We start from the raw sequence: 20,982 nt of genomic DNA, 5'->3' as shown, positions 1-20,982 counted from the left end.
GAATCCGTTCCAGGCTACCCGGTGCGGCTCAGGCCTGGGACTCAGGCTCAGCCCTTGGTGCCGGTCCTGCCCTCTGCCTTGGCCTTGGTGCCGGCCTCAGCCTTAGGCTCGGGCTTGGCGTCGACGCCGGCCTCCTTGCGCTGCTGCGCGGTGATCGGGGCGGGCGCCGCGGTGAGCGGGTCGTAGCCGCCGCCGGACTTGGGGAAGGCGATGACCTCGCGGATGGAGTCCTCACCGGCGAGCAGCGAGACCACGCGGTCCCAGCCGAAGGCGATGCCGCCGTGCGGGGGAGCGCCGAACTTGAAGGCGTCGAGCAGGAACCCGAACTTCTCCTGCGCCTCGTCCTCGGGAATGCCCATGACCTTGAAGATCCGCTCCTGGACGTCGCGGCGGTACACGCGCAGCGAGCCGCCGGCGATCTCGTTGCCGTTGCAGACCAGGTCGTAGGCGTTGGCCAGCGCCGAGGCCGGATCGGTGTCGAAGCTCTCGGCGAACTCCGGCTTGGGGGCGGTGAACGCGTGGTGCACGGCGGTCCAGGCACCGGATCCCACGGCCACATCGCCGGCGGCCTGGGCCAGGGCTGCGGGCTCGAACATCGGGGCGTCGACCACCCAGACGAAGGACCACGCGTCCTGATCGATGAGTCCCACACGCGCGGCGATCTCGTTGCGCGCGGCGCCGAGGAGTCCGCGGGAGGGCGAGACCTCACCGGCGGCGAAGAAGACGCAGTCCCCGGGGGAGGCCCCGGTGGCGGCTGCCAGTCCGGCCTTCTCCGGCTCGGAGAGGTTCTTGGCCACGGGGCCGCCGAGCTCGCCGTCCTCACCGATGAGCACATACGCCAGGCCCTTGGCGCCGCGCTGTTTGGCCCATTCCTGCCAGGCGTCGAGGGTGCGGCGGGGCTGCGAGGCGCCGCCGGGCATCACCACGGCACCGACATAGGGAGCCTTGAAGACCCTGAAGGGTGTGTCCTTGAAGTAGTCGGTGAGCTCGGTGAGCTCCAGCTCGAAGCGCAGATCAGGCTTGTCCGAGCCGTAGCGGGCCATCGCCTCGTGGTAGGTGATGTGCGGGATCTCGGCGGGCAGGTCCACGTCGATGAGCTTCCAGAGCCTGCGCACGAGCTCCTCGCCGAGGGAGAGGATGTCCTCCTGCTCCACGAAGCTGGCTTCGATGTCGAGCTGGGTGAACTCGGGCTGGCGGTCTGCGCGGAAGTCCTCGTCGCGGTAGCAGCGGGCGAGCTGGTAGTACTTCTCAAAGCCACCGACCTGGAGCAGCTGCTTGAACAGCTGGGGGGACTGCGGCAGCGCGTACCAGGCGCCCGGTGCCAGGCGCGCCGGGACCAGGAAGTCGCGGGCACCCTCGGGGGTGGAGCGGGTCAGCGTCGGCGTCTCGATCTCGGTGAAGGACTCGTGGTGCAGCAGGTCGCGGGCGACCCGGTTGGCCTCGGAGCGCAGCCGCAGCGCGCGCTGGGGCCCTTCCCGGCGCATGTCGAGGTAGCGGTGGCGCAGCCGCGCCTCCTCGCCGACCTCGACGTGCTCATCGATCTGGAAGGGCAGCGGTGCCGCGGTGTTGAGCACCGTGACGGTCTCGGCCAGCACCTCGACCTCGCCCGAGGGCAGGTTGGGGTTCTCGTTGCCCGCGGGACGGCGCTCCACCGAACCGGTCACCTGCAGCACGAACTCGTTGCGCAGCGGATCGAAGTCGGCCTCCTCGCGCACCACGACCTGGGCCACGCCCGAGGAGTCACGCAGATCGAGGAAGGCCACTCCGCCGTGATCTCGGCGCCGCGCCACCCATCCGGTGAGGGTGACGGTCTGGCCTATGTTCTCGGCGGTGAGTGAGCCGGAGGTGTGTGTGCGGAGCACGGTGTCCTTCCTGAGGGATCAGTTGCTGGTGCGGGCCTGCGGCCCGGGAGTCAGTCGGTGGCCGATTCTACTATCCGCGGGAGCGCGTCCTCGGCCGGGGGCGTCCAGCTGGCCGGATCCGCGTGGCTCTGGGCACCGGTGCGGATGTCCTTGACCTCATGGGCGCCGTCGTCGTCGGTGAACCAGACATAAGGGATGCCGCGGCGGTCAGCGTGGCGGATCTGCTTGCCGAACTTCTCAGCCTTCAGCGCGACCTCCACATTGATCCCCCGGAGGCGCAGCGCGTCGGCCACGTCCTGGGCGGCCCCCCAGTCCTCGTCGGAGCGCAGCGCCACGAAGACTGCGGTGGGGACCTTCCGGCTGGCGGAGAGCCCGCCCTCGGCCAGGATCCGGGAGATCAGCCGGGTGACCCCGATGGAGAGCCCGACGCCGGGGAAGCTGCGCCTGCCCTTGGAGGCCAGAGATTCATAGCGGCCGCCGGAGCAGACCGAGCCCAGCGATTCGTGACCGATCAGCACGGTCTCGTAGACGGTGCCGGTGTAGTAGTCGAGGCCGCGGGCGATGGAGAGATCAGCGGTGACCCGACCGGGGACCCGCTTGTTCAGCTCCGCGACGACCTCTTCAAGCTCGGCCAGCCCGGCGTCGAGCAGCTCATCGGCCTCCACGGTGCCCAGCAGGGCACGCACCGCGGTGACGAAGGAGGTGTCGGTGGCGCGGATCTGGGCGAGCTCGAGCGCCTGCTGCGCCTGCTGCGGGGTGGCGGCACCTGTGGAGACCAGCTCCTCGCTGACCTTCTCGGCGCCGATCTTCTCCAGCTTGTCGATCGCGCGCAGCACCGCGGTGGTGTCGCTGAGACCGATGGAGCGGTAGAACCCCTCGGAGAGCTTGCGGTTGTTGACCCGGAGCATGAAGTCGCCGATCGGCAGCGCCTCGAGCGCCTTGGCCATGACCACGCCGATCTCCACGTCGCTGCGGAAGGGGAGCGCGCCGTCGCCCACCAGGTCGATGTCGGCCTGGGTGAACTCGCGGTAGCGCCCGTCCTGGGGGCGTTCACCGCGCCAGACCTTCTGGATCTGGTACCGCCGGAAAGGGAAATCCAGGTGCCCGGCGTTCTCCACCACGTAGCGGGCGAAGGGCACGGTGAGGTCGAAGTGCAGGGCCAGTCGGGCCTCGCGGCCCTCTTCCTCCTGCAGCCGGGAGACGGCGTAGATCTCCTTGTCGATCTCGCCCTTCTGCAGCAGCGTGTCGATGGTCTCCACCGCCCGGGACTCGATGGAGGCGAAGCCGTGGCGTTCGAACACCTCGCGAAGCGTGTCCAGCACGTGCAGCTCCACCAGACGCTCCTCGGGGAGCCATTCGATGAAGCCGGAGAGAGAGGTGGTTCGTGCCATGAGTGTGCGCGCAGTCCTTGGGTCGTCGGGGGAGCCTGGAATCGGGCCCGTTCAGCATAACGGCTCCGGTACGCTGGTGGGCATGAGTCCTGCAGTCAAGCCCGACCACCATGAGACCTCCCTCGCCGACGCCCACCGATTCGCCCGGGTGGATGAGGAAGGCCATGTCTATGCACTGGCCTCCGCTCCCGCGCAGACCGAGACAGCCGACGGCGCCGCTCCGGAGGCCGTCCATGTCACAGCGCCGGAGGCCGACGGCGTCGCGGCGGCGCACCCTGAGACCCCCGAGACCGCCGAGACCCCCGGGCCGAAGGCCGCCGAGAGCTATGTGGGGCAGTTCTCCGGAGCCAGCGCCGATGAGGCCCTGCACTACTTCACCCGGAAGTTCGATGAGCTCTACAACCGTGCGCTGCTGCTTAGGGCTCGCGCCGCGGCCGGCGCCGACTCCGCCAAGGCGCTGCACGAGTCTTTGAGACACATTCGCCAGGAGCTCACCGACGGCACCTGGGTCGGCGACGTCGCGGCCCTGAGCTCGCTGCTTGGGGAGATCTCCACGGAGATCGATCAGCGCGCAGCGGTCGAGGCGCAGGAGGCTGAAGCGGTGCTCGCCGAGCACCTGGCGGTCCGTGAGCAGATCGTGGCCGAGGTGGAGCTGCTGGCCGAGGCCGATCCGACCACACAGCACTGGAAGAGCGCCCAGGCGCGGATGAACGAGCTCTTCGAGGCCTGGAAGGCCGAGCAGAAGAAGCCGCCGCGGCTGACCAAGTCCCAGGAAGACCCCTATTGGAAGCGTTTCCGCGCCGCGCGGAATCTCTTCGAGAAGAACCGGCGCGCGTTCTTCGCCTCCCGGGACAAGGAGCACGGTGATATCAAGGCCGCGAAGGAGGCGCTGATCGTCGAGGCGGAGCAGCTCAAGGACTCCGACGACTATGGCGCGACCACCAAGGCCTATCACCGGCTGATGGATGACTGGAAGGCCCTGGGCCGCGGCGCCCGCAAGACCGACGACGCGCAGTGGGCCCGCTTCCGCGCCGCCCAGGACGTGTTCTTCGGCGCCCGGGACAAGATCAACGCAGAGACCGACGCGGAGTACGCCGAGAACCTCACGGTGAAGCTGGCGCTCCTCGAGGACTTCGAGGCCCTGATGCCGATCGAGAACCCCGAGGCGGTCCGGGAGCAGTACCAGGCGCTGCTGAACCGCTGGGACGCCGCCGGTCGGGTGCCTCGTGGGGACATGAAGTCCATCGAGAGTCGGCTCAAGCGCGTCCAGGATGCGTTCCACGACGCCGAGAAGTCGCATTGGCGAAAGACCGACCCCGAGACGATCGCGCGACAGAATTCGATGCTCACCCAGCTCGACGACGCCATCGCGGAACTTGAAGCGGCACTCGAGGCCGCCCAGGTCAGCGGAGACACCCAGGCGATTGCAGAAGCTAAAGAGGCATTGGACGCGCGAAGAAGCTGGCGGGATATGTTGAAGTAACGAATACATTACACTCGTCAAAGATCTGGTGACCCATTTGCTATTCCCTGTGGGTCACTGGACTTGTGCCGTCGACATCCAGTGAGGACCCCGCGTGAGCGATCAACAGCCGCATGAGTCGGGCTCCCAGCGCAGCCGCCGCGAGATTCGCGAGGCTCGGGAGCTCGAACTTGCTGAGCAGCGTGCTCTGGAGGAGACGCTGCGCACTCCGCGCGCCCGCTCGGCGGCCTCGGCGGGGCCCGCGGTAGAGCGCGATGAGCCCACCGCGGCGGATCCCGGCGCGGCACCGTCCCCGGCGTCCCTGCCCACCATTGCGCCGGTGCAGGGCTCGGTGATCTTCAACCAGGAATACGTCAGCGAAGGCAAGCTGGAGCGCGAAGACACCCAGCACGCCGACCCGCACCACCCTGACCTGCACCCCGTCGTCCCCGCCACGGGTGACGACCCTGACTCTGAGCCCACTGCTCCCTCCGCCGTGACCCCCTTCGACCAGGTCCTCTCCCCGGACGAGGCTGACTATGACGTCGACTACGAGTCCGACGTCGACTACGACGCGGATTACGAGTACGCGCTGGCGGAGGAGTCGGACGTCCCCCTCGAGGACGACCTCGAGGACGACTACTACGAAGGTACCCGCATCGCTCACGACGACGACGGCACTCCGCTGCTGATCTCATCCTCAAGCCACGGCCGCAGCTACCAGACGGTCTCCGGCGTCGAGGGGGGCGCGACCCAGGCGGTGTTGGAGAAGCGGCGCACCCGACGGCGGCGCCGCAACCTCACCCTGAGCGTGGCCTTCGGACTGTTCGCGGCGCTGCTCGTGGGATTCGTGGTCGTGCTGCAGTCGTTGTTCGGCGGCGGCGGCCCGGAAGACTTCGAGACCCAGGCAGGGGAGGTCGTGGAGTTCACCGTCGAAGAGGGAGACGGGCCCGCGCTGGTGCGCAACCGCCTCCTGGAAGCCGGGATCATCGCCAGCGACGACGCGTTCGACGACGCCTTCGCGGCGCTCGACGGAGCACCTGAGCTGCAGCCGGGGGAGTTCCAGCTGCGCGAACAGATGCCGGCCGCGGATGCGCTGGCGGTGATCTTCGAGGAGGGCGAGGCGCTGCACTACATCTCGCTCCAGGACAACACCCGCATCGACGCGGCGCTGAGCTCCATCGCGGCGCAGACCGGGATCCCCGAGAGCGACATCGGCCGAGCGGCGGCTGACCCCGGCGCCTATGGACTGCCCGACGAGGCCGAGACGCTCGAAGGCTATCTCGCCGCCGGGGAGTACCAGCCGAGCCTGGAGGCGACCCCCGAGGAGATCCTCCAGCAGATGGTGGACACCACCTTCGAACGGCTCGAGGAGCTCGGCATCACCGAGGAGGATGAGCAGTGGCGCACGGTGATCGTCGCCTCCCTGCTCACCGCGGAGGGCCTGCCCGGCGACTACGAAGAGATCGCCGGGATCATCGAGAACCGGCTGGCCCCGAACAACTCCGAGACCGACGGGCTGCTGCAGATCGATGCCACCGTGATCTACGGACTCGGGACGCAGAGCGTGCACTTCACCGAGGAGGAGCGAGCCGACGCCTCCAACGAGTACAACACCTACCAGAACCCGGGCCTGCCCCCCGGACCTGTCGCCGCACCCAACATGGCGACCCTCGAGGCCGCCGCGAACCCGGAGGAGAACGACTACTTCTACTGGGTCACCGTGGACCTCGAGACCGGTGAGACGAAGTTCGCCGAAGACTATGAGGAGCACCTCGGCTACGTGGAGGAGTTCAACGCGTACTGCGAGGACAACGCCGAGATCTGCGACGGAGAACCGACCCAGGAGAACGCCGGACCGTGACTCGTCAGGCCGCTGTGCTGGGCCACCCGATCGCCCACTCGCTCTCCCCGCTGCTGCACGCCGCGGCCTATGAGCATCTGGGGCTCGACGCCGACTACCGGCGGATCGACGTCGAAGAATCTTCGCTGCAGGAGTTCCTGCGCGGAGAGGGCGCGGCGCCGGGCTGGCTGGGCTGGTCGGTCACGATGCCGCTGAAGGCCGCCATGGTGAGCGCCGTGGACCACCCGTCGGCGCGGGTCACCGCGCTGGGCGTGCTCAACACCGTCGTCCACGGTCCCGCCGGCACACCGGAGGGCGCGCGCATGCTCTCCGGTGAGAACACCGACGTGGACGGCATCGTCGCGGCCCTGGGCGAGGCCGGGCTGCACCAGGCGTCGTCGTCGAGCCGGGGCAGCTTCGGCATCATCGGTGCCGGCGCCACCGCCACCGCCGCGCTGGCCGCCGCCTCCGAGCTCGGCTACACCCAGGTGCGCAGCTACGCCCGCTCCGTCCAGCGCGGGCTGGAGCTGGAACCGGTGGCCGCCGCGCTGGGTCTTCGGCTCAGCGTGGCCCAGCTGTCCGCGCTGCCGCATGACCTCGCTGGCACGGACGAGCTTCCGGCAACCCACGACCTCTCGGCAATCCACGACCTGGACACGGGCCGGGGGAACTCCGTGCAGCTCGACGCCGTGGTGTCGACCCTTCCACCGCGCGCCGCCGATGAGATCGCCGCCACACTGCCCAGACTGGACCGCCCGATTCCGCTGCTCGACGTCGCCTACGACCCCTGGCCCTCGCTCCTAGCCAGCTCCTGGGAGGCGGGCGGCGGCCGGGTGGTCAGCGGTCTGGTGATGCTGCTGCACCAGGCGGTGAAACAGGTGGAGCTGTTCAGCGCGGCCACCTCGACCCCGGCCGGTGAGCTCTCCGCGGAGTCCCACGCCCAGATGGTGGCCAAGATGAGGCGCGCGATCGGTTTATGATGGACCCCATGTTGCGCTGGCTCACTTCCGGAGAATCACACGGCAAATCCCTCGTCGGAATCCTGGAAGGGCTTCCCGCCGGCGTCACGCTGAGCACCGACGCGGTGCAGGAGAAGCTCGCCCGCCGCCGTCTCGGCTACGGCCGCGGAGCCCGGATGAAGTTCGAACAGGACCAGGTCGCGCTGCTGGCCGGCGTGCGCCACGGCGTCACCATCGGCGGACCGCTGACCATCGAGGTCGGCAACACCGAGTGGCCCAAGTGGGAGAAGGTCATGTCAGCCGACCCGGTGGACCCCGACGAGCTGGAGCACCTCGCCCGCAACGCCCCGCTGACCCGCCCCCGCCCAGGTCACGCCGACTACACCGGCATGCAGAAGTACGGCTTCAGCGAGGCCCGCCCGGTCCTGGAACGCGCCTCGGCGCGGGAGACCGCCACCCGCGTCGCCCTCGGTGCGGCCGCCCAGTCCTTCCTGAGCGAGCTCGGGATCACCACGGTCTCGCACACCACCGCCATCGGCCCGGTGCAGATCCCCGCCGACGCCCCGCTGCCCCGCGCCGCCGATGCACAAGCCCTGGACGCCGACCCGCTGCGCTGCTTCGACGCGGAGACCTCCGAACGGATGGTCGCCGAGGTCGACGACGCCCACCGCGCGGGGGAGACCCTCGGCGGCGTCGTCGAAGTGGTCGTGGAGGGACTTCCCCCGGGCCTGGGCAGCTATGTGCACTGGGACCGACGACTGGATTCACGCCTGGCCGGAGCGCTCATGGGCATCCAGGCCATCAAGGGCGTGGAGGTCGGCGACGGCTTCGAGACCACCCGACGCCGCGGCTCGGCCGCCCACGACGAGATCACCCTGGACGAGCACGGGCAGATCGCGCGCACCTCCAACCGCGCCGGCGGCATCGAAGGCGGCATGAGCATCGGCGGCCCGCTGCGGGTCCGCGCCGGGATGAAACCCATCGCCACCGTGCCGCGCGCGCTGCGCACCGTGGACACCGCCACCGGCGAGCAGACCACCGCCCACCACCAGCGCTCCGATGTCTGCGCCGTCCCGGCGGCCGGCGTCGTGGCGGAGGCCATGGTGGCCCTGGTCATCGCCGAAGCCGTGCTGGAGAAGTTCGGCGGGGACTCGGTGAGCGAGGTGCAGCGCAACCTGCGCAGCTATCTCGACCACCTCCCCGAGCTCGGCGGCGACCCCTCGGGCGCCGGTGCGGACGGAGACCCGCTGCAGGCCCCCGCCGCGATGCAAGACTGATGCGCCAACCCGCAGCCGCCGAGCAGCGAGGCGACGGCCGCAACATCGTGCTGATCGGACCGATGGGCTCCGGGAAGTCCACCGTCGGTGCCGCCCTGGCCCGCCGGCTGCACCGGCCGCACGTGGACAGCGACCACTTCTTCGTCGCCCGCCACGGATCCATCCCGGAGTACTTCTCGCTGCACGGGGAGGACGCCTTTCGGGCCGAGGAGCGCAGCATCGTGGCCGAGCTGCTCGACTCCCCACGCCCCTCGGTGATCAGCCTCGGCGGGGGAGCGGTGCTCAGCGCCGACACCCGCGGACTCCTCCGCGACCAGCTGGTGATCATGCTGGATCTCACCGAGGACCAGGCCGCGCTGCGCCTGGGGGACGGCTCCAGCCGGCCGATCCTCGGCGCGCACCCGGTGCAGGCCTGGAAGCGCATCTATGCCGAACGCGAGCAGATCTACCGAGACTGCGCTGATATCGTCATGAGCCCGGACGATGCGCACATCGACGTGCGAGTCGACCACATCGTGCGAGCCCTCAACACCACCTCCAGGAGAGATCCAAGCGTATGAGCCACCAGGCCGAGACCGAGGCTTCCGCCCCTGAACCCACCATCATCACCGTCGGGGAGGGCGCGGGCACCGGCGGTCAAGAGCTGGGCTACGACGTCATCATCGGCAACGGGCTGCTCTCCCGGCTGCCCGGGCTCGTCGGCCCACAGGCCGAACGGGTGCTGGTGATCCACCCCCGGGCGCTGCGCGCCACCGGCGACGTGGTCCGCGAGGACCTCGAGAAGGCCGGGTATCAGGCGCTGGTCGCCGAGATCCCGGACGCCGAGGAGGGCAAGCACATCCAGGTCGCCGCGTTCTGCTGGCAGGTCCTGGGGCAGAACGACTTCACCCGCTCCGACGCGATCGTCGCCGTCGGCGGGGGTGCGGTGACCGATGCCGCCGGCTTCGTGGCCGCGACCTGGCTGCGCGGCATCCGCGTGGTCCACATGCCCACCACGCTGCTGGGCATGGTCGACGCCGCTGTGGGCGGGAAGACCGGGATCAACACCTCCGAGGGCAAGAACCTGGTCGGCTCCTTCCACCAGCCCGCCGGAGTGCTCGCCGATCTGGACACGCTGCTCACCCTGCCCCGCAACGAGCTGGTCGCCGGACTCGCCGAGGTCGTGAAATGTGGATTCATCGCCGACGAGCGGATCCTCGACATCATCGAAGCCAGCCCGGAACAGGCGCAGAACCCACACTCCTGGCAGATCCGCGAGCTCATCGAGCGCGCCGTAGCGGTCAAGGCCAAGGTGGTGGGTGCGGACATGCTCGAATCCGGCGTCCGCGAGTCGCTGAACTATGGCCACACCCTGGGCCACGCCATCGAACTCGCCGAGCGCTACCAGTGGCGCCACGGCGCGGCCATCTCGGTGGGCATGATCTTCGCCGCCGAGCTCGGGCGCAGCCTGGGCCGACTCGATGACGCCACTGCGGACCGTCACCACGCCGTGCTGAACCTGCTCGGGCTGCCCACCACCTACCGCGATGACCGCTGGAGCCAGCTGCTCGAAGGCATCCGCCGGGACAAGAAGAACCGCGGCGATCAGCTGCGGTTCGTGCTGCTCAATGGTCAGGGACAGCCGGTCACCGTGGAGATCCCGGACGCCTCGATCCTCTTCGCCACCTACCAGGAGATCGCCCAGCCGGAGACGGGCAGCATGATCTCGCTCTGAAGCCAGCGCTCGAGCCTGTAGAATCGTTTGGCGCCGCGTGGAGCGACCATGGCGTCCAGCATTCGCTGTGCACAACACTCCATGCCCCCACGACCCAGGAAAGGCAGATTGTGGCCAGCTCGAACGACATCAAGAACGGCTCCGTCCTCAAGATGGAGGGACAGCTGTGGAACACGCTCGAGTTCCAGCACGTCAAGCCGGGCAAGGGCGGTGCGTTCGTGCGCACCAAGCTGAAGAACATCCGCACCGGCAAGGCCGTGGACAAGACGTTCAACGCCGGCGCCAAGGTGGAGTTCGCCACAGTCGACCGCTCCAACTACCAGTACCTCTACCAGGACGGTGAGGACTTCGTCTTCATGGACCTGCGCGACTACGACCAGATCACCGTGCCCGCCACGGTGGTCGGCGACGCCGCGAACTTTCTGCTGGAGTCCCACGAGGTGACCATCGCCCTGCATGACGGCACCCCGCTCTACCTCGACCTGCCCCCCTCGGTCGTCCTGGAGATCACCTACACCGAGCCGGGCCTGCAGGGTGACCGCTCCAACGCCGGCACCAAGTCCGCCACGCTGGAGACCGGACACGAGATCCAGGTCCCGCTGTTCGTGGACCAGGGCACCCGCGTGAAGGTCGACACCCGCACCTCCGCATACCTCGGCCGAGTCACGGACTGATCCCTCCAGTGGCAAAGCGAAGCAAAGCCCGCCGCCGGGCCCTTGAGATCCTCTTCGAGGCCGAACAGCGAGACATGGACCCCTTCGAGGTCCTGCGGGTCCGCCGCGAGCGCGCGGACCTGATCGTCAACGAATACGTCCTCGAGCTCATCGACGGTGTGAAGTCCGAACAGGAGCACATCGACGAGATCCTGGCCACCTACGCGCGCGGCTGGACGCTTGAACGGATGCCGCGGGTGGACCTGATGGCGCTGCGCATCGGCGCCTGGGAGCTTCTGTGCAACAACGAGATCCCCGACAACGTGGCGGTCTCCGAGGCCGTGACGCTGGTCAAGGAGCTCTCCACCGATGATTCGCCCAGCTTCGTCAACGGACTGCTCGGCAGGATCCAGGTGCTCAAGCCCACGCTGGTCGAGGTCGATGACGTAGAGTGAACGCGGCGCTTCAGCTCAGCGCCGCAGCACGGCTCGAGCAGCTGCACCGCGGTGCGGCGGCGCAGGCCACAACTGAAGATTCAGACTTCCTTTAAACATCGTCCAGTGAGGCGAGGAAGGAGTCATACGGTGACACGCTCACCCGAGACCTCTCACGTGATGTCCGCCTCCGACATGGACCGGGCGCTCACGCGCATAGCCCACGAGATCGTCGAATCCCACCGCGGAGTCGAAGGTCTCCTGCTGCTCGGCATCCCACGCCGCGGAACCATCCTGGCCCGCCGCCTGGGTGAACGGCTGGCCCGGATCGATCCCGCCTTCGATCCCGAACAGGCCATCGGCTCCCTGGACATCACGCTCTACCGCGATGACCTGCGCGCCCACGGGGCCCGCACCCCCGAACCCACCAAGATCCCCGGCGCCGGGATCGACGGCGCCACAGTGGTCCTGGTCGATGACGTGCTCTACTCCGGACGGACCGTGCGCGCCGCCCTGGACGCCCTGCAGGCGCTTGGCCGCCCCGCCGTCGTCCGGCTCGCCGTGCTGGTGGACCGCGGCCACCGCGAACTGCCGATCCGCTCGGACCATGTCGGCAAGAACCTCCCGACCTCCCGCGACGAACGCGTCTCGGTGCTCCTCGACGAGGTCGATCGTGTGCCCCGCAGCGAGGAGGCCGTGGTCATCCAGCGCGGCCGCGCGTCCCAGGCGGGTGAGCGCTGATGCGACATCTGCTCTCCACCGCCGATCTCAGCCACGCGCAGGCGCTGAGCATCCTCGACACCGCCGAGGAGATGGCCACCGTCTCCACCCGCGAGGTCAAGAAGCTGCCCACCCTGCGCGGTCGCACCGTGGTGAACCTCTTCTTCGAGGACTCCACCCGCACCCGGATCTCCTTCGAGGCCGCCGCCAAACGGCTCTCCGCAGACGTCATGAACTTCTCCGCCAAGGGCTCCTCGGTCTCGAAGGGGGAGTCGCTGAAGGACACCGTGCAGACCCTGGAGGCCATCGGCGCAGACGCGATCGTGATGCGGCACTGGGCCTCCGGCGCTGCCGCGCAGCTCGCCGCCTCGGACTGGACCGACTGCGCGGTCATCAACGCCGGCGACGGCACCCACGAACACCCCACCCAGGCGCTGCTCGACGCGCTGACCCTGCGCCGCGGCTGGTCCGCCGCCCAGGGCCAGGACCCGCGCGGCACCGACCTGACCGGGATGCGGGTATTGATCGTCGGAGACATCCTGCACTCCCGGGTGGCCCGCTCCAACATCTGGCTGCTGCGCACCTTGGGCGCCGACGTCGGCCTGGTCGCCCCGGCCACGCTGCTGCCGGTGGGCGTGGAGAAATGGCCGGTGAACGTGTACTACAGCCTCGACGAGGCGCTGGGCTCCGGCCCGGAGGCCGGCCCCGACGCGATCATGATGCTGCGGGTCCAGGCCGAGCGGATGGGCGGCGCCTACTTCCCGACCGCCGCCGAGTACACCCGCCGCTGGGGCCTCACCGATGAGCGGCTGGCCCGGCTCGAAGCCCACCGCGGAGCCGCCGGGCAGCGACCTATGATCCTGCACCCGGGACCGATGAACCGCGGAGTCGAGATCTCCGCCGCCGCCGCCGACTCCCCGATGAACCAGGTCCTGGACCAGGTCTCCCACGGAGTCTCCGTCCGCATGGCCGTGCTGCACCTGCTGCTGAGCAGCTCAGAGAGGAACACCGCATGAGAAGCACCCCCACCGCCGCCACCCTGATCCTGGGGGCCCTGCCCTACGGCGAGGCGCCCGAGGACGTGCTCATCGCGGATGGCCGGATCGCCGCCGTCGGACCCGACGCCCGGATTCAGGCCGAGCAGCTGCAGGAGGTCACCACCATCGAGGCGGCGGGACTGATCATGCTTCCGGGCATGGTGGACCTGCACACCCATCTGCGCGAGCCCGGCCGGGAGGACGCCGAGACCGTGGAGACCGGCAGCCGCGCCGCCGCCAAGGGCGGCTTCACCGCGGTCCACGCGATGGCGAACTCCTCCCCGGTGGCGGACTCCGCCGGCGTCGTCGAGCAGGTGCACCGGCTCGGCCGAGCCTCCGGCTGGACCGAGGTCTACCCGGTCGGCGCCGTCACGGTCGGACTCGCCGGCGAACGACTCGCCGAGCTCGGCGCCATGGCGGAGTCCTCCGCGCAGGTGAGGATGTTCTCCGACGACGGGATGTGCGTGCACAACCCGGTGCTGATGCGCCGGGCGCTGGAGTACGTGAAGACCGTGGACGGGTTCATCGCCCAGCACGCCCAGGAGCCGCTGCTCACCGAGGGCGCACAGATGAACGAGGGCGACGTCTCCGCGGTCCTGGGACTGCCCGGCTGGCCCGCCGTGGCCGAGGAGTCCATCATCGCCCGCGACGTGCTGCTGGCCCAGCATGTGGGCTCGAGGCTGCACATCTGCCACGTCTCCACCGCCGGCTCGGTGGAGATCATCCGCTGGGCCAAGGAGCGCGGCATCGACGTCACCGCGGAGGTCACCCCGCACCACCTGCTGCTCACCGACGAGCTGGTCCGCGGCTATGACCCGGTGTACAAGGTCAACCCGCCGCTGCGCACCGGCGCCGACGTCGAGGCGCTGCGCGCGGGCCTCGCCGACGGCACCATCGACATCATCGGCACCGACCACGCCCCGCATCCCACCCAGGCCAAGGAATGTGAATGGTCCGCCGCGGCCATGGGCATGACCGGGCTGGAGACCGCGCTGCCGGTGGTCATCAAGACGATGATCTCCACCGGGCTCATGGGCTGGCGACGCTTCGCCGAGGTCACCTCGATCAAGCCGGCGCAGATCTACCGCCACGCCCACCAGGGGCGACCGCTGAAGCCCGGCGAGCCCGCCAACCTGATCCTGGTGGACGCGGGCGCGACCCAGACCGTGGACCCCGCCGGCCACGCCAGCAAGGGTCGGAACTCGCCCTTCCGCGGGATGGAGCTGCCCGGCGCGGTGCGCGCGACCTTCCTGCAGGGGCACCCGGTGGTGCTCGACGGCGAGCTCAACAGCCCGCTGAGCGAGGCCGCGGCGCGCGCGGCGGAAGAGTCGCAGGTGCAGTCATGACGGTGCAGCTGCCCATGATCCCGCCCACGACCCTCGCCACGACCGCCGCGGACATGACCGGCACCTATCTGTCCTATCTGTGGATCGCGCTGGGCATCATCGGGGTGCTGCTCGGGCTGCTCTGGCTCGGCTGGCGCGGACGCAAACGCCGCCAGCGAGGGCTCCCGGTGCCGGACCAGGTCCCCGCCGAGCTGTTAGAGGCCCAGCCGCACGCCGCCGCGGAGGGCATGGTCATCGGCACCGTGAAGGCCGGTGACTACCTCGACCGGGTCGCCGTCCACGGACTCGGCGTGCGCACCAACGGACGCGTCGAGGTCCACGAGCAGGGCATCGCCGTCTTCCGCTCCGGGGCGCCGAACTTTCTGATCTCCGCCCCGGCGCTGGACCACGTGCGCACCGACCGGGGAGTGGTGGGCAAGTTCGTCGAACGCGACGGCGCCATCATCATCGGCTGGCGGCTCGGCGAGGAGCCCGTGGAGACCGCCTTCAGAGCCCGGCACGCAGAAGCCCACCAGGAGCTCCTCGACGAGCTCACATCCGTCATCCGTCCCTCCGACGAGGAGTCAACACCTTCATGACACACCACAACTCCGCCGCACAGGCCCCGACCCGGGCGCCGGCGTCCACACCGACACAGTCACCGGCCTCGACGTCGACCTCGGCGCCCGCGCTGCTGGTCCTCGAGGACGGCACCGTGCACCACGGCTCCGCCTACGGCGCCCAGGGCGCACGCCTGGGTGAGGCGGTCTTCGCCACCGGGATGACCGGCTACCAGGAGACGCTCACCGACCCCTCCTACGCCCGCCAGATCGTGGTGCAGACCGCCCCGCACATCGGCAACACCGGGATCAACGACGAGGACGCCGAGTCCCGCAAGATCTGGGTCGCCGGCTATGTGGTGCGCGACGCCGCCCGCCGCCCCTCGAACTGGCGCTCCCGGCGCACCCTGGACGAGGAGCTCAGCTCCCAGGAGATCATCGGGATCAAGGACGTCGACACCCGGGCGATCACCCGGCACCTGCGCAGCGCAGGATCGATGAAGGCCGGGATCTTCTCCGGCGACCAGGCCGCCCGGCCGGTCGCCGAGCTGGTCGCCGAGGTGAAGTCCCAGCCCTCGATGGCCGGCGCACGCCTGGCCGAAGAGGTCTCCACCGACACGGCCTATGTGATCGAGCCCCGCGACCACGGCTGGACCCAGGACATCGTCGCCACCGTGGCCGCCATCGACCTCGGCATCAAGACCATGACCCCGGTGCGGATGGCCGAACGCGGACTGCGGGTGCATGTGCTCCCCGCCGCCAGCAGCTTCGCCGAGATCGAGGCGCTGGACCCCGACGGGGTCTTCCTCTCCAACGGGCCCGGAGATCCCGCCACCGCGGCGAACCAGATCGGGCTGCTGCGCGAGGTGCTCGACGCCAGGACCCCGTTCTTCGGGATCTGCTTCGGCAACCAGATCCTGGGCCGGGCGCTGGGCTTCGGCACGTACAAGCTGCCCTTCGGCCACCGCGGGATCAACCAGCCGGTGATGGACCACGCCACCGGCAAGGTGGAGATCACCTCGCAGAACCACGGCTTCGCCGTGGACGCGCCCGTGGGCGAGGTGGTCACCGCCCCGCAGGACCGCTTCGGCCGGGTCGAGGTGAGCCACTCCAGCCTCAACGACGGTGTCGTGGAGGGCCTGCGCTGCCTCGACATCCCAGCCTTCAGCGTCCAGTACCATCCCGAGGCCGCCGCCGGCCCGCATGACTCGGCCTACCTCTTCGACCGCTTCGTCGAGCTGATGACCGACGCGCGCACCAAGACCGGTGCCGACACCGTCACTGCCGCCGACACTGAGACCACCACCCACACCGTGACCACCACCGACACTGAGACCCGTGGAGGGAACCCACTCAATGCCTAAGCGTCAAGACCTCAAGTCCGTCATGGTCATCGGCTCCGGCCCGATCGTGATCGGCCAGGCCGCCGAGTTCGACTACTCCGGCACCCAGGCCCTGCGAGTGCTCAAGGAGGAGGGCCTGCGGGTCATCCTGGTCAACTCCAACCCGGCCACCATCATGACCGACCCGGAGTTCGCCGACGCCACCTACGTGGAGCCGATCAGCCCCGAGGTGGTCGCGAAGATCATCGAGAAGGAGCGCCCCGACGCGCTGCTGCCCACCCTCGGCGGGCAGACCGCGCTGAACACCGCGATCGCGCTGGACAAGGACGGTGTGCTGGAGAAGTTCGGCGTCGAGCTGATCGGGGCGAACATCGCCGCCATCGAGCTCGGCGAGGACCGGCAGAAGTTCAAGGGCGTGGTGGAGCGCTCCGGCGCCGAGTCCGCCAAGTCGCTGATCGTGCACTCCATGACGGAGGCGCTGGCCGCCGCCGAGGAGCTGGGCTACCCGATGGTGGTGCGACCCTCCTTCACCATGGGCGGTCTGGGCTCCGGGATGGCGTACAACGAGACGGACCTGCACCGGATCGCCGGCGCCGGGCTGCAGTACTCACCGACCACCGAGGTGCTCCTGGAGGAGTCCATCCTGGGCTGGAAGGAGTACGAGCTGGAGATGATGCGCGACTCCAAGGACAACGTGGTCGTGGTCTGCTCCATCGAGAACTTCGACCCGGTGGGGGTCCACACCGGTGACTCCATCACGGTGGCTCCGGCCATGACGCTGACCGACCGCGAATACCAGCGGCTGCGCGACATCTCCATCAACGTGATCCGCGAGGTCGGGGTGGCCACCGGTGGCTGCAACATCCAGTTCGCCATCGAGCCCGGGACCGGCCGCGTCGTCGTCATCGAGATGAATCCGCGGGTCTCGCGCTCTTCGGCGCTGGCCTCGAAGGCCACCGGCTTCGCGATCGCCAAGATCGCCACCAAGCTGGCCCTGGGCTACACCTTGGACGAGATCCCCAATGACATCACCAAGAAGACCCCGGCCAGCTTCGAGCCGGTGCTGGACTATGTCGTGGTGAAGGTCCCGCGCTTCGCCTTCGAGAAGTTCCCTGCGGCGGACCCCACGCTGACCACCACGATGAAGTCTGTGGGCGAGGCGATGGCCTTCGGGCGCAACTTCACCGAGGCCATGCAGAAGGCGCTGCGCTCCCTGGAACAGCGCGGCAGCGAGTTCGACTTCACCGTCGCCGACCCGGAAGAGCTCGAAGAGCTGCTCGAGAAGATGGCCACGGCGACCACCGAGCGGCTCCACCAGGTCCAGCGGGCGCTGCTCTCCGGGGCTTCGATCGAGGCGGTCCATGAGATCACCTGGATCGACCCCTGGTACCTGGATCAGCTCCAGCTGATCAACGAGACAGCGATGGCGGTGGCAGCTGCGCCTGAGCTCGACGTCGCCGCGCTGCGCCTGGCCAAGCGGCACGGCTTCTCCGACGAACAGATCGGCGCGCTGCGGCACATGGACGCCGCGGTGGTCCGCGGAGTCCGTCACGCGCTGGGGATCCGCCCCGTCTACAAGACCGTGGACACCTGCGCCGCCGAGTTCGAAGCCTTCACCCCGTACCACTACTCCTCCTATGACCTCGAGGACGAGATCGTGCACCACGATCAGCCCTCGGTGATCATCCTGGGCTCCGGGCCCAACCGGATCGGACAGGGCATCGAGTTCGACTACTCCTGCGTGCACGCCACCATGGCGCTGCGCGAGGCCGGCTATGAGACCGTGATGGTCAACTGCAATCCCGAGACCGTCTCCACCGACTACGACGTCTCCACCCGGCTCTACTTCGAGCCGCTCACGCTGGAAGACGTGCTCGAGGTCATCGCGGCCGAGGAGCGCAGCGGGGGAGTGGCCGGGGTCTTCGTCCAGCTCGGCGGGCAGACCCCGCTGAAGCTCGCCCAGCAGCTCGCCGACTCCGGGGTGACCATCCTGGGCACCTCCCCGGAGGCGATCGACCTCGCCGAGGACCGTGGAGAGTTCGACCAGGTGCTCCAGCGCGGCGGGCTGATCGCGCCGAAGAACGGCACCGCAGTGAGCTTCGAGGACGCCAAGAAGGTCGCCGACAGCATCGGCTACCCGGTGCTGGTCCGGCCCAGCTACGTGCTCGGCGGACGCGGCATGGAGATCGTCTACGACGAGCCCGGCCTGGAGCGCTACATCGCCAACGCCACCGAGGTCACCCCGGAGCACCCGGTGCTGGTGGACCGGTTCCTCGAGGACGCGATCGAGGTCGACGTGGACGCCCTCTACGACGGGGAACAGCTCTACGTGGGCGGGATCATGGAACACATCGAGGAGGCAGGGATCCACTCCGGCGACTCCGCCTGCGTGCTGCCCCCGATCACCCTGGGCCCTGACGTGCTCGAACGCGTCCGGGTCGCCACCCGGGTCATCGCCGAGGGGGTGGGGGTGAAGGGGCTGATCAACATCCAGTTCGCCCTGGCCTCCGACATCCTCTACGTGATCGAGGCCAACCCGCGCGCCTCCCGCACCGTGCCGTTCGTCTCCAAGGCCACCGGGGTGCAGATGGCCAAGGCCGCGGCGCACATCGGCACCGGTGTGGCCATCGCGCAGCTGCGCGCAGGCTCGGGCCACAGGCTCTCCGGCCTGCTGCCGGCCACCGGGGACGGCTCCGAGCTGCCCCCGGGCGCGCCGGTCTCGGTGAAGGAGGCGGTGCTGCCCTTCGCCCGCTTCCGCACCCCCGAGGGACGCGTGGTCGATTCCCTGCTCGGCCCGGAGATGCGCTCCACCGGCGAGGTGATGGGCATCGACAAGCATTTCGACACCGCCTTCGCCAAGGCCCAGCAGGCGGCGAACAACCCGCTGCCCACCTCCGGCAACGTCTTCGTCTCGGTGGCCAATCGGGACAAGCGAGCGATCATCATGCCGGTCAAGCGCCTGGCCGACCTGGGCTTCTCCATCGTCTCCACAGGAGGCACCGCCGATGTGCTGCGCCGCAACGGGGTCGAGACCACCACGGTGGCGAAGATCGCCGACGCCGAGACGCAGGGCGGCACCATCCTGGAACGGGTGGAGAGCGGGGAGATCGCGCTGATCATCAACACCCCCTCCGGCGGGAACGCCCGCAGCGACGGTTACGAGATCCGCGCCGCCGCCACCTCGGTGGGCACCCCGGTCATCACCACCGTGGCCGAGTTCGGCGCGGCCGTGCAGGCCATCGAGGCGCTGGGCCAGTTCAGCTGGTCGGTGGCCTCGCTGCAGGAGCACGCCGAGCGACTGAAGCAGGCCGAGCGGCTGAACCAGGCCGAACTGGCCAGACAGGCCGACCAGCGCAAGCAGGATGTCCAGCGCAAGCCGGCGAGGCAGGCCGGGGCATGACCTCCAGCCTCGCGGGCCAGTCCGCCGGGATGCCCTTCGGCGGACGGCTCGCGGCGGCGATGAGCGCCCACGGCAGGCTCTGCGTGGGTCTGGACCCGCATCCGCAGCTCCTCACCGACTGGGGGCTCACCCAGGACGCCGCCGGGCTGCGCGAGTTCAGCGCCCGGGTGCTCGAAGCCTGTGCCGGTCGGGTCGGCGTGCTCAAGCCCCAGGTGGCGTTCTTCGAACGCTTCGGGGTCTCCGGCATGCAGGTGCTCAGCGAGGTCCAGCACCAGGCCCGCGCCGCGGGGCTGCTGGTGATCGCCGACGCCAAGCGCGGAGACATCGGCTCCACCATGGCCGGCTACGCCGAGGCCTGGCTGGACCCGGATGCGGACTTCGGGGCCGATGCGCTCACCGTGAGCCCCTACCTGGGCTTCGGCTCGCTGCAGCCAGCGATCGACGCCGCCGCCCGGCACCGGGCCGGACTCTTCGTGCTGGCGCTGACCTCGAACCCGGAGGGCCAGCAGGTTCAGCTCGCGCGCGACGCCCGGGGCGTCACCGTGGCCGGGCAGATCGCCGCCGAGGCGGCGGCCGCCTCCTCGGCGCTGGCCCAGACCGCACCCGCAGCCGGAGCAGCCGGAGAGACCCGCTCCGGGGTGGGCGCTGAGGTCGGCGCAGCCGTTGGGCTGGGCAGCATCGGGCTCGTCGTCGGAGCGACGACGGCGGGGCTCGCCGTCGAACACGGGATCGACCTCGGGGCTGGCCGGATGCCGCTGCTGGCACCGGGCTACGGGGCGCAGGGCGCCGACGCCGAGGCGCTGCGCGCAGGCTTCGGTGAGCGCTACGCCGAACAGGTCCTGGTGAACTCCTCCCGCGGGATCCTGGGTCAGGGGCCGGACCCGGATTCTCTGACCAGGGCCATTGAACTGGCGAAGGCGGATCTGGGCTGAGAACTCGCCAGGCCGTTCTCTATTGATGTTCGACCGCCCAGCCACTAGATTCTGCTCAATATCACCTGGT

At 69.4% G+C, this 20,982-nt stretch carries 17 protein-coding genes; 15 read left to right on the top strand and 2 right to left on the bottom strand.

All coding sequences use genetic code 11. The annotated features are described in order from the left end of the window. Positions 1–47: 47 nt before the first annotated feature. Together aspS and hisS are read right to left on the bottom strand one after the other, a co-directional pair. Entirely contained in the window at positions 48–1,862 is a 1,815-nt protein-coding gene (gene aspS / locus LTH93_RS01210; RefSeq protein ID WP_241469688.1) for an aspartate--tRNA ligase, read from the bottom strand. A gap of 50 nt (positions 1,863–1,912) precedes the next feature. Next, the gene (gene hisS / locus LTH93_RS01205) at positions 1,913–3,253 is read right to left on the bottom strand and encodes a histidine--tRNA ligase (protein ID WP_241469686.1); all 1,341 of its coding nucleotides are present in this window, start codon (positions 3,251–3,253) and stop codon (positions 1,913–1,915) included. Positions 3,254–3,335: 82 nt separating this feature from the next. Here hisS and LTH93_RS01200 point away from each other — a divergent pair, with 82 nt between their 5' ends. The 15 genes from LTH93_RS01200 (at position 3,336) to pyrF (ending at position 20,912) form a co-directional block, all read left to right on the top strand. Continuing rightward, the gene (locus LTH93_RS01200; RefSeq protein WP_241469684.1) at positions 3,336–4,736 is read left to right on the top strand and encodes a DUF349 domain-containing protein; all 1,401 of its coding nucleotides are present in this window, start codon (positions 3,336–3,338) and stop codon (positions 4,734–4,736) included. 94 nt (positions 4,737–4,830) lie between these two features. Continuing rightward, positions 4,831–6,579, top strand: coding sequence for an endolytic transglycosylase MltG (locus LTH93_RS13345; protein WP_241469682.1), 1,749 nt, complete (start codon positions 4,831–4,833; stop codon positions 6,577–6,579). Next, the gene (locus LTH93_RS01190; protein ID WP_241469674.1) at positions 6,576–7,538 is read left to right on the top strand and encodes a shikimate dehydrogenase family protein; all 963 of its coding nucleotides are present in this window, start codon (positions 6,576–6,578) and stop codon (positions 7,536–7,538) included. The genes LTH93_RS13345 and LTH93_RS01190 overlap by 4 nt, the downstream gene beginning before the upstream one ends. An 8-nt stretch (positions 7,539–7,546) precedes the next feature. After that, positions 7,547–8,794, top strand: a complete 1,248-nt coding sequence (gene aroC / locus LTH93_RS01185) for a chorismate synthase (protein ID WP_241469672.1) — start codon at positions 7,547–7,549, stop codon at positions 8,792–8,794. Further along, on the top strand, positions 8,794–9,354 hold the full coding sequence (locus LTH93_RS01180; RefSeq protein WP_241469669.1) for a shikimate kinase: 561 nt from the start codon (positions 8,794–8,796) through the stop codon (positions 9,352–9,354). Before aroC ends, LTH93_RS01180 begins: the two co-directional genes overlap by 1 nt. Next, positions 9,351–10,508 (top strand): 3-dehydroquinate synthase, encoded by a 1,158-nt coding sequence (gene aroB, locus LTH93_RS01175; protein ID WP_241464566.1) that lies wholly within the window; start codon positions 9,351–9,353, stop codon positions 10,506–10,508. Before LTH93_RS01180 ends, aroB begins: the two co-directional genes overlap by 4 nt. 110 nt (positions 10,509–10,618) lie before the next feature. Then, positions 10,619–11,182: an elongation factor P gene (gene efp / locus LTH93_RS01170; RefSeq protein WP_207172284.1), complete on the top strand. Its 564-nt coding sequence runs from the start codon at positions 10,619–10,621 to the stop codon at positions 11,180–11,182. 8 nt (positions 11,183–11,190) lie between these two features. After that, positions 11,191–11,616 carry a transcription antitermination factor NusB gene (gene nusB / locus LTH93_RS01165; RefSeq protein ID WP_241464567.1) on the top strand — a complete coding sequence of 142 codons (426 nt, stop codon included), beginning with the start codon at positions 11,191–11,193 and terminating at the stop codon, positions 11,614–11,616. 129 nt (positions 11,617–11,745) lie between these two features. Next, positions 11,746–12,336: a bifunctional pyr operon transcriptional regulator/uracil phosphoribosyltransferase PyrR gene (gene pyrR, locus LTH93_RS01160; RefSeq protein ID WP_342357740.1), complete on the top strand. Its 591-nt coding sequence runs from the start codon at positions 11,746–11,748 to the stop codon at positions 12,334–12,336. Continuing rightward, positions 12,336–13,331: an aspartate carbamoyltransferase catalytic subunit gene (locus LTH93_RS01155; RefSeq protein ID WP_241469667.1), complete on the top strand. Its 996-nt coding sequence runs from the start codon at positions 12,336–12,338 to the stop codon at positions 13,329–13,331. Before pyrR ends, LTH93_RS01155 begins: the two co-directional genes overlap by 1 nt. After that, positions 13,328–14,698, top strand: a complete 1,371-nt coding sequence (locus tag LTH93_RS01150; protein WP_241469666.1) for a dihydroorotase — start codon at positions 13,328–13,330, stop codon at positions 14,696–14,698. The genes LTH93_RS01155 and LTH93_RS01150 overlap by 4 nt, the downstream gene beginning before the upstream one ends. After that, entirely contained in the window at positions 14,695–15,276 is a 582-nt protein-coding gene (locus tag LTH93_RS01145) for a PH-like domain-containing protein (protein WP_241469665.1), read from the top strand. The genes LTH93_RS01150 and LTH93_RS01145 overlap by 4 nt, the downstream gene beginning before the upstream one ends. Then, positions 15,273–16,601, top strand: coding sequence for a glutamine-hydrolyzing carbamoyl-phosphate synthase small subunit (gene carA / locus LTH93_RS01140; RefSeq protein WP_241464571.1), 1,329 nt, complete (start codon positions 15,273–15,275; stop codon positions 16,599–16,601). The genes LTH93_RS01145 and carA overlap by 4 nt, the downstream gene beginning before the upstream one ends. Continuing rightward, positions 16,594–19,980, top strand: coding sequence for a carbamoyl-phosphate synthase large subunit (carB, locus tag LTH93_RS01135; protein WP_241469662.1), 3,387 nt, complete (start codon positions 16,594–16,596; stop codon positions 19,978–19,980). The genes carA and carB overlap by 8 nt, the downstream gene beginning before the upstream one ends. Next, positions 19,977–20,912 carry an orotidine-5'-phosphate decarboxylase gene (gene pyrF, locus LTH93_RS01130; RefSeq protein WP_241464573.1) on the top strand — a complete coding sequence of 312 codons (936 nt, stop codon included), beginning with the start codon at positions 19,977–19,979 and terminating at the stop codon, positions 20,910–20,912. The genes carB and pyrF overlap by 4 nt, the downstream gene beginning before the upstream one ends. The last annotated feature ends 70 nt before the right edge of the window (positions 20,913–20,982 follow it).

It is taken from the genome of Nesterenkonia sp. DZ6 (genome assembly GCF_022565835.1).
GTDB lineage: Bacteria > Actinomycetota > Actinomycetes > Actinomycetales > Micrococcaceae > Nesterenkonia.
This window is presented reverse-complemented; position numbering and strand designations above follow the sequence as displayed.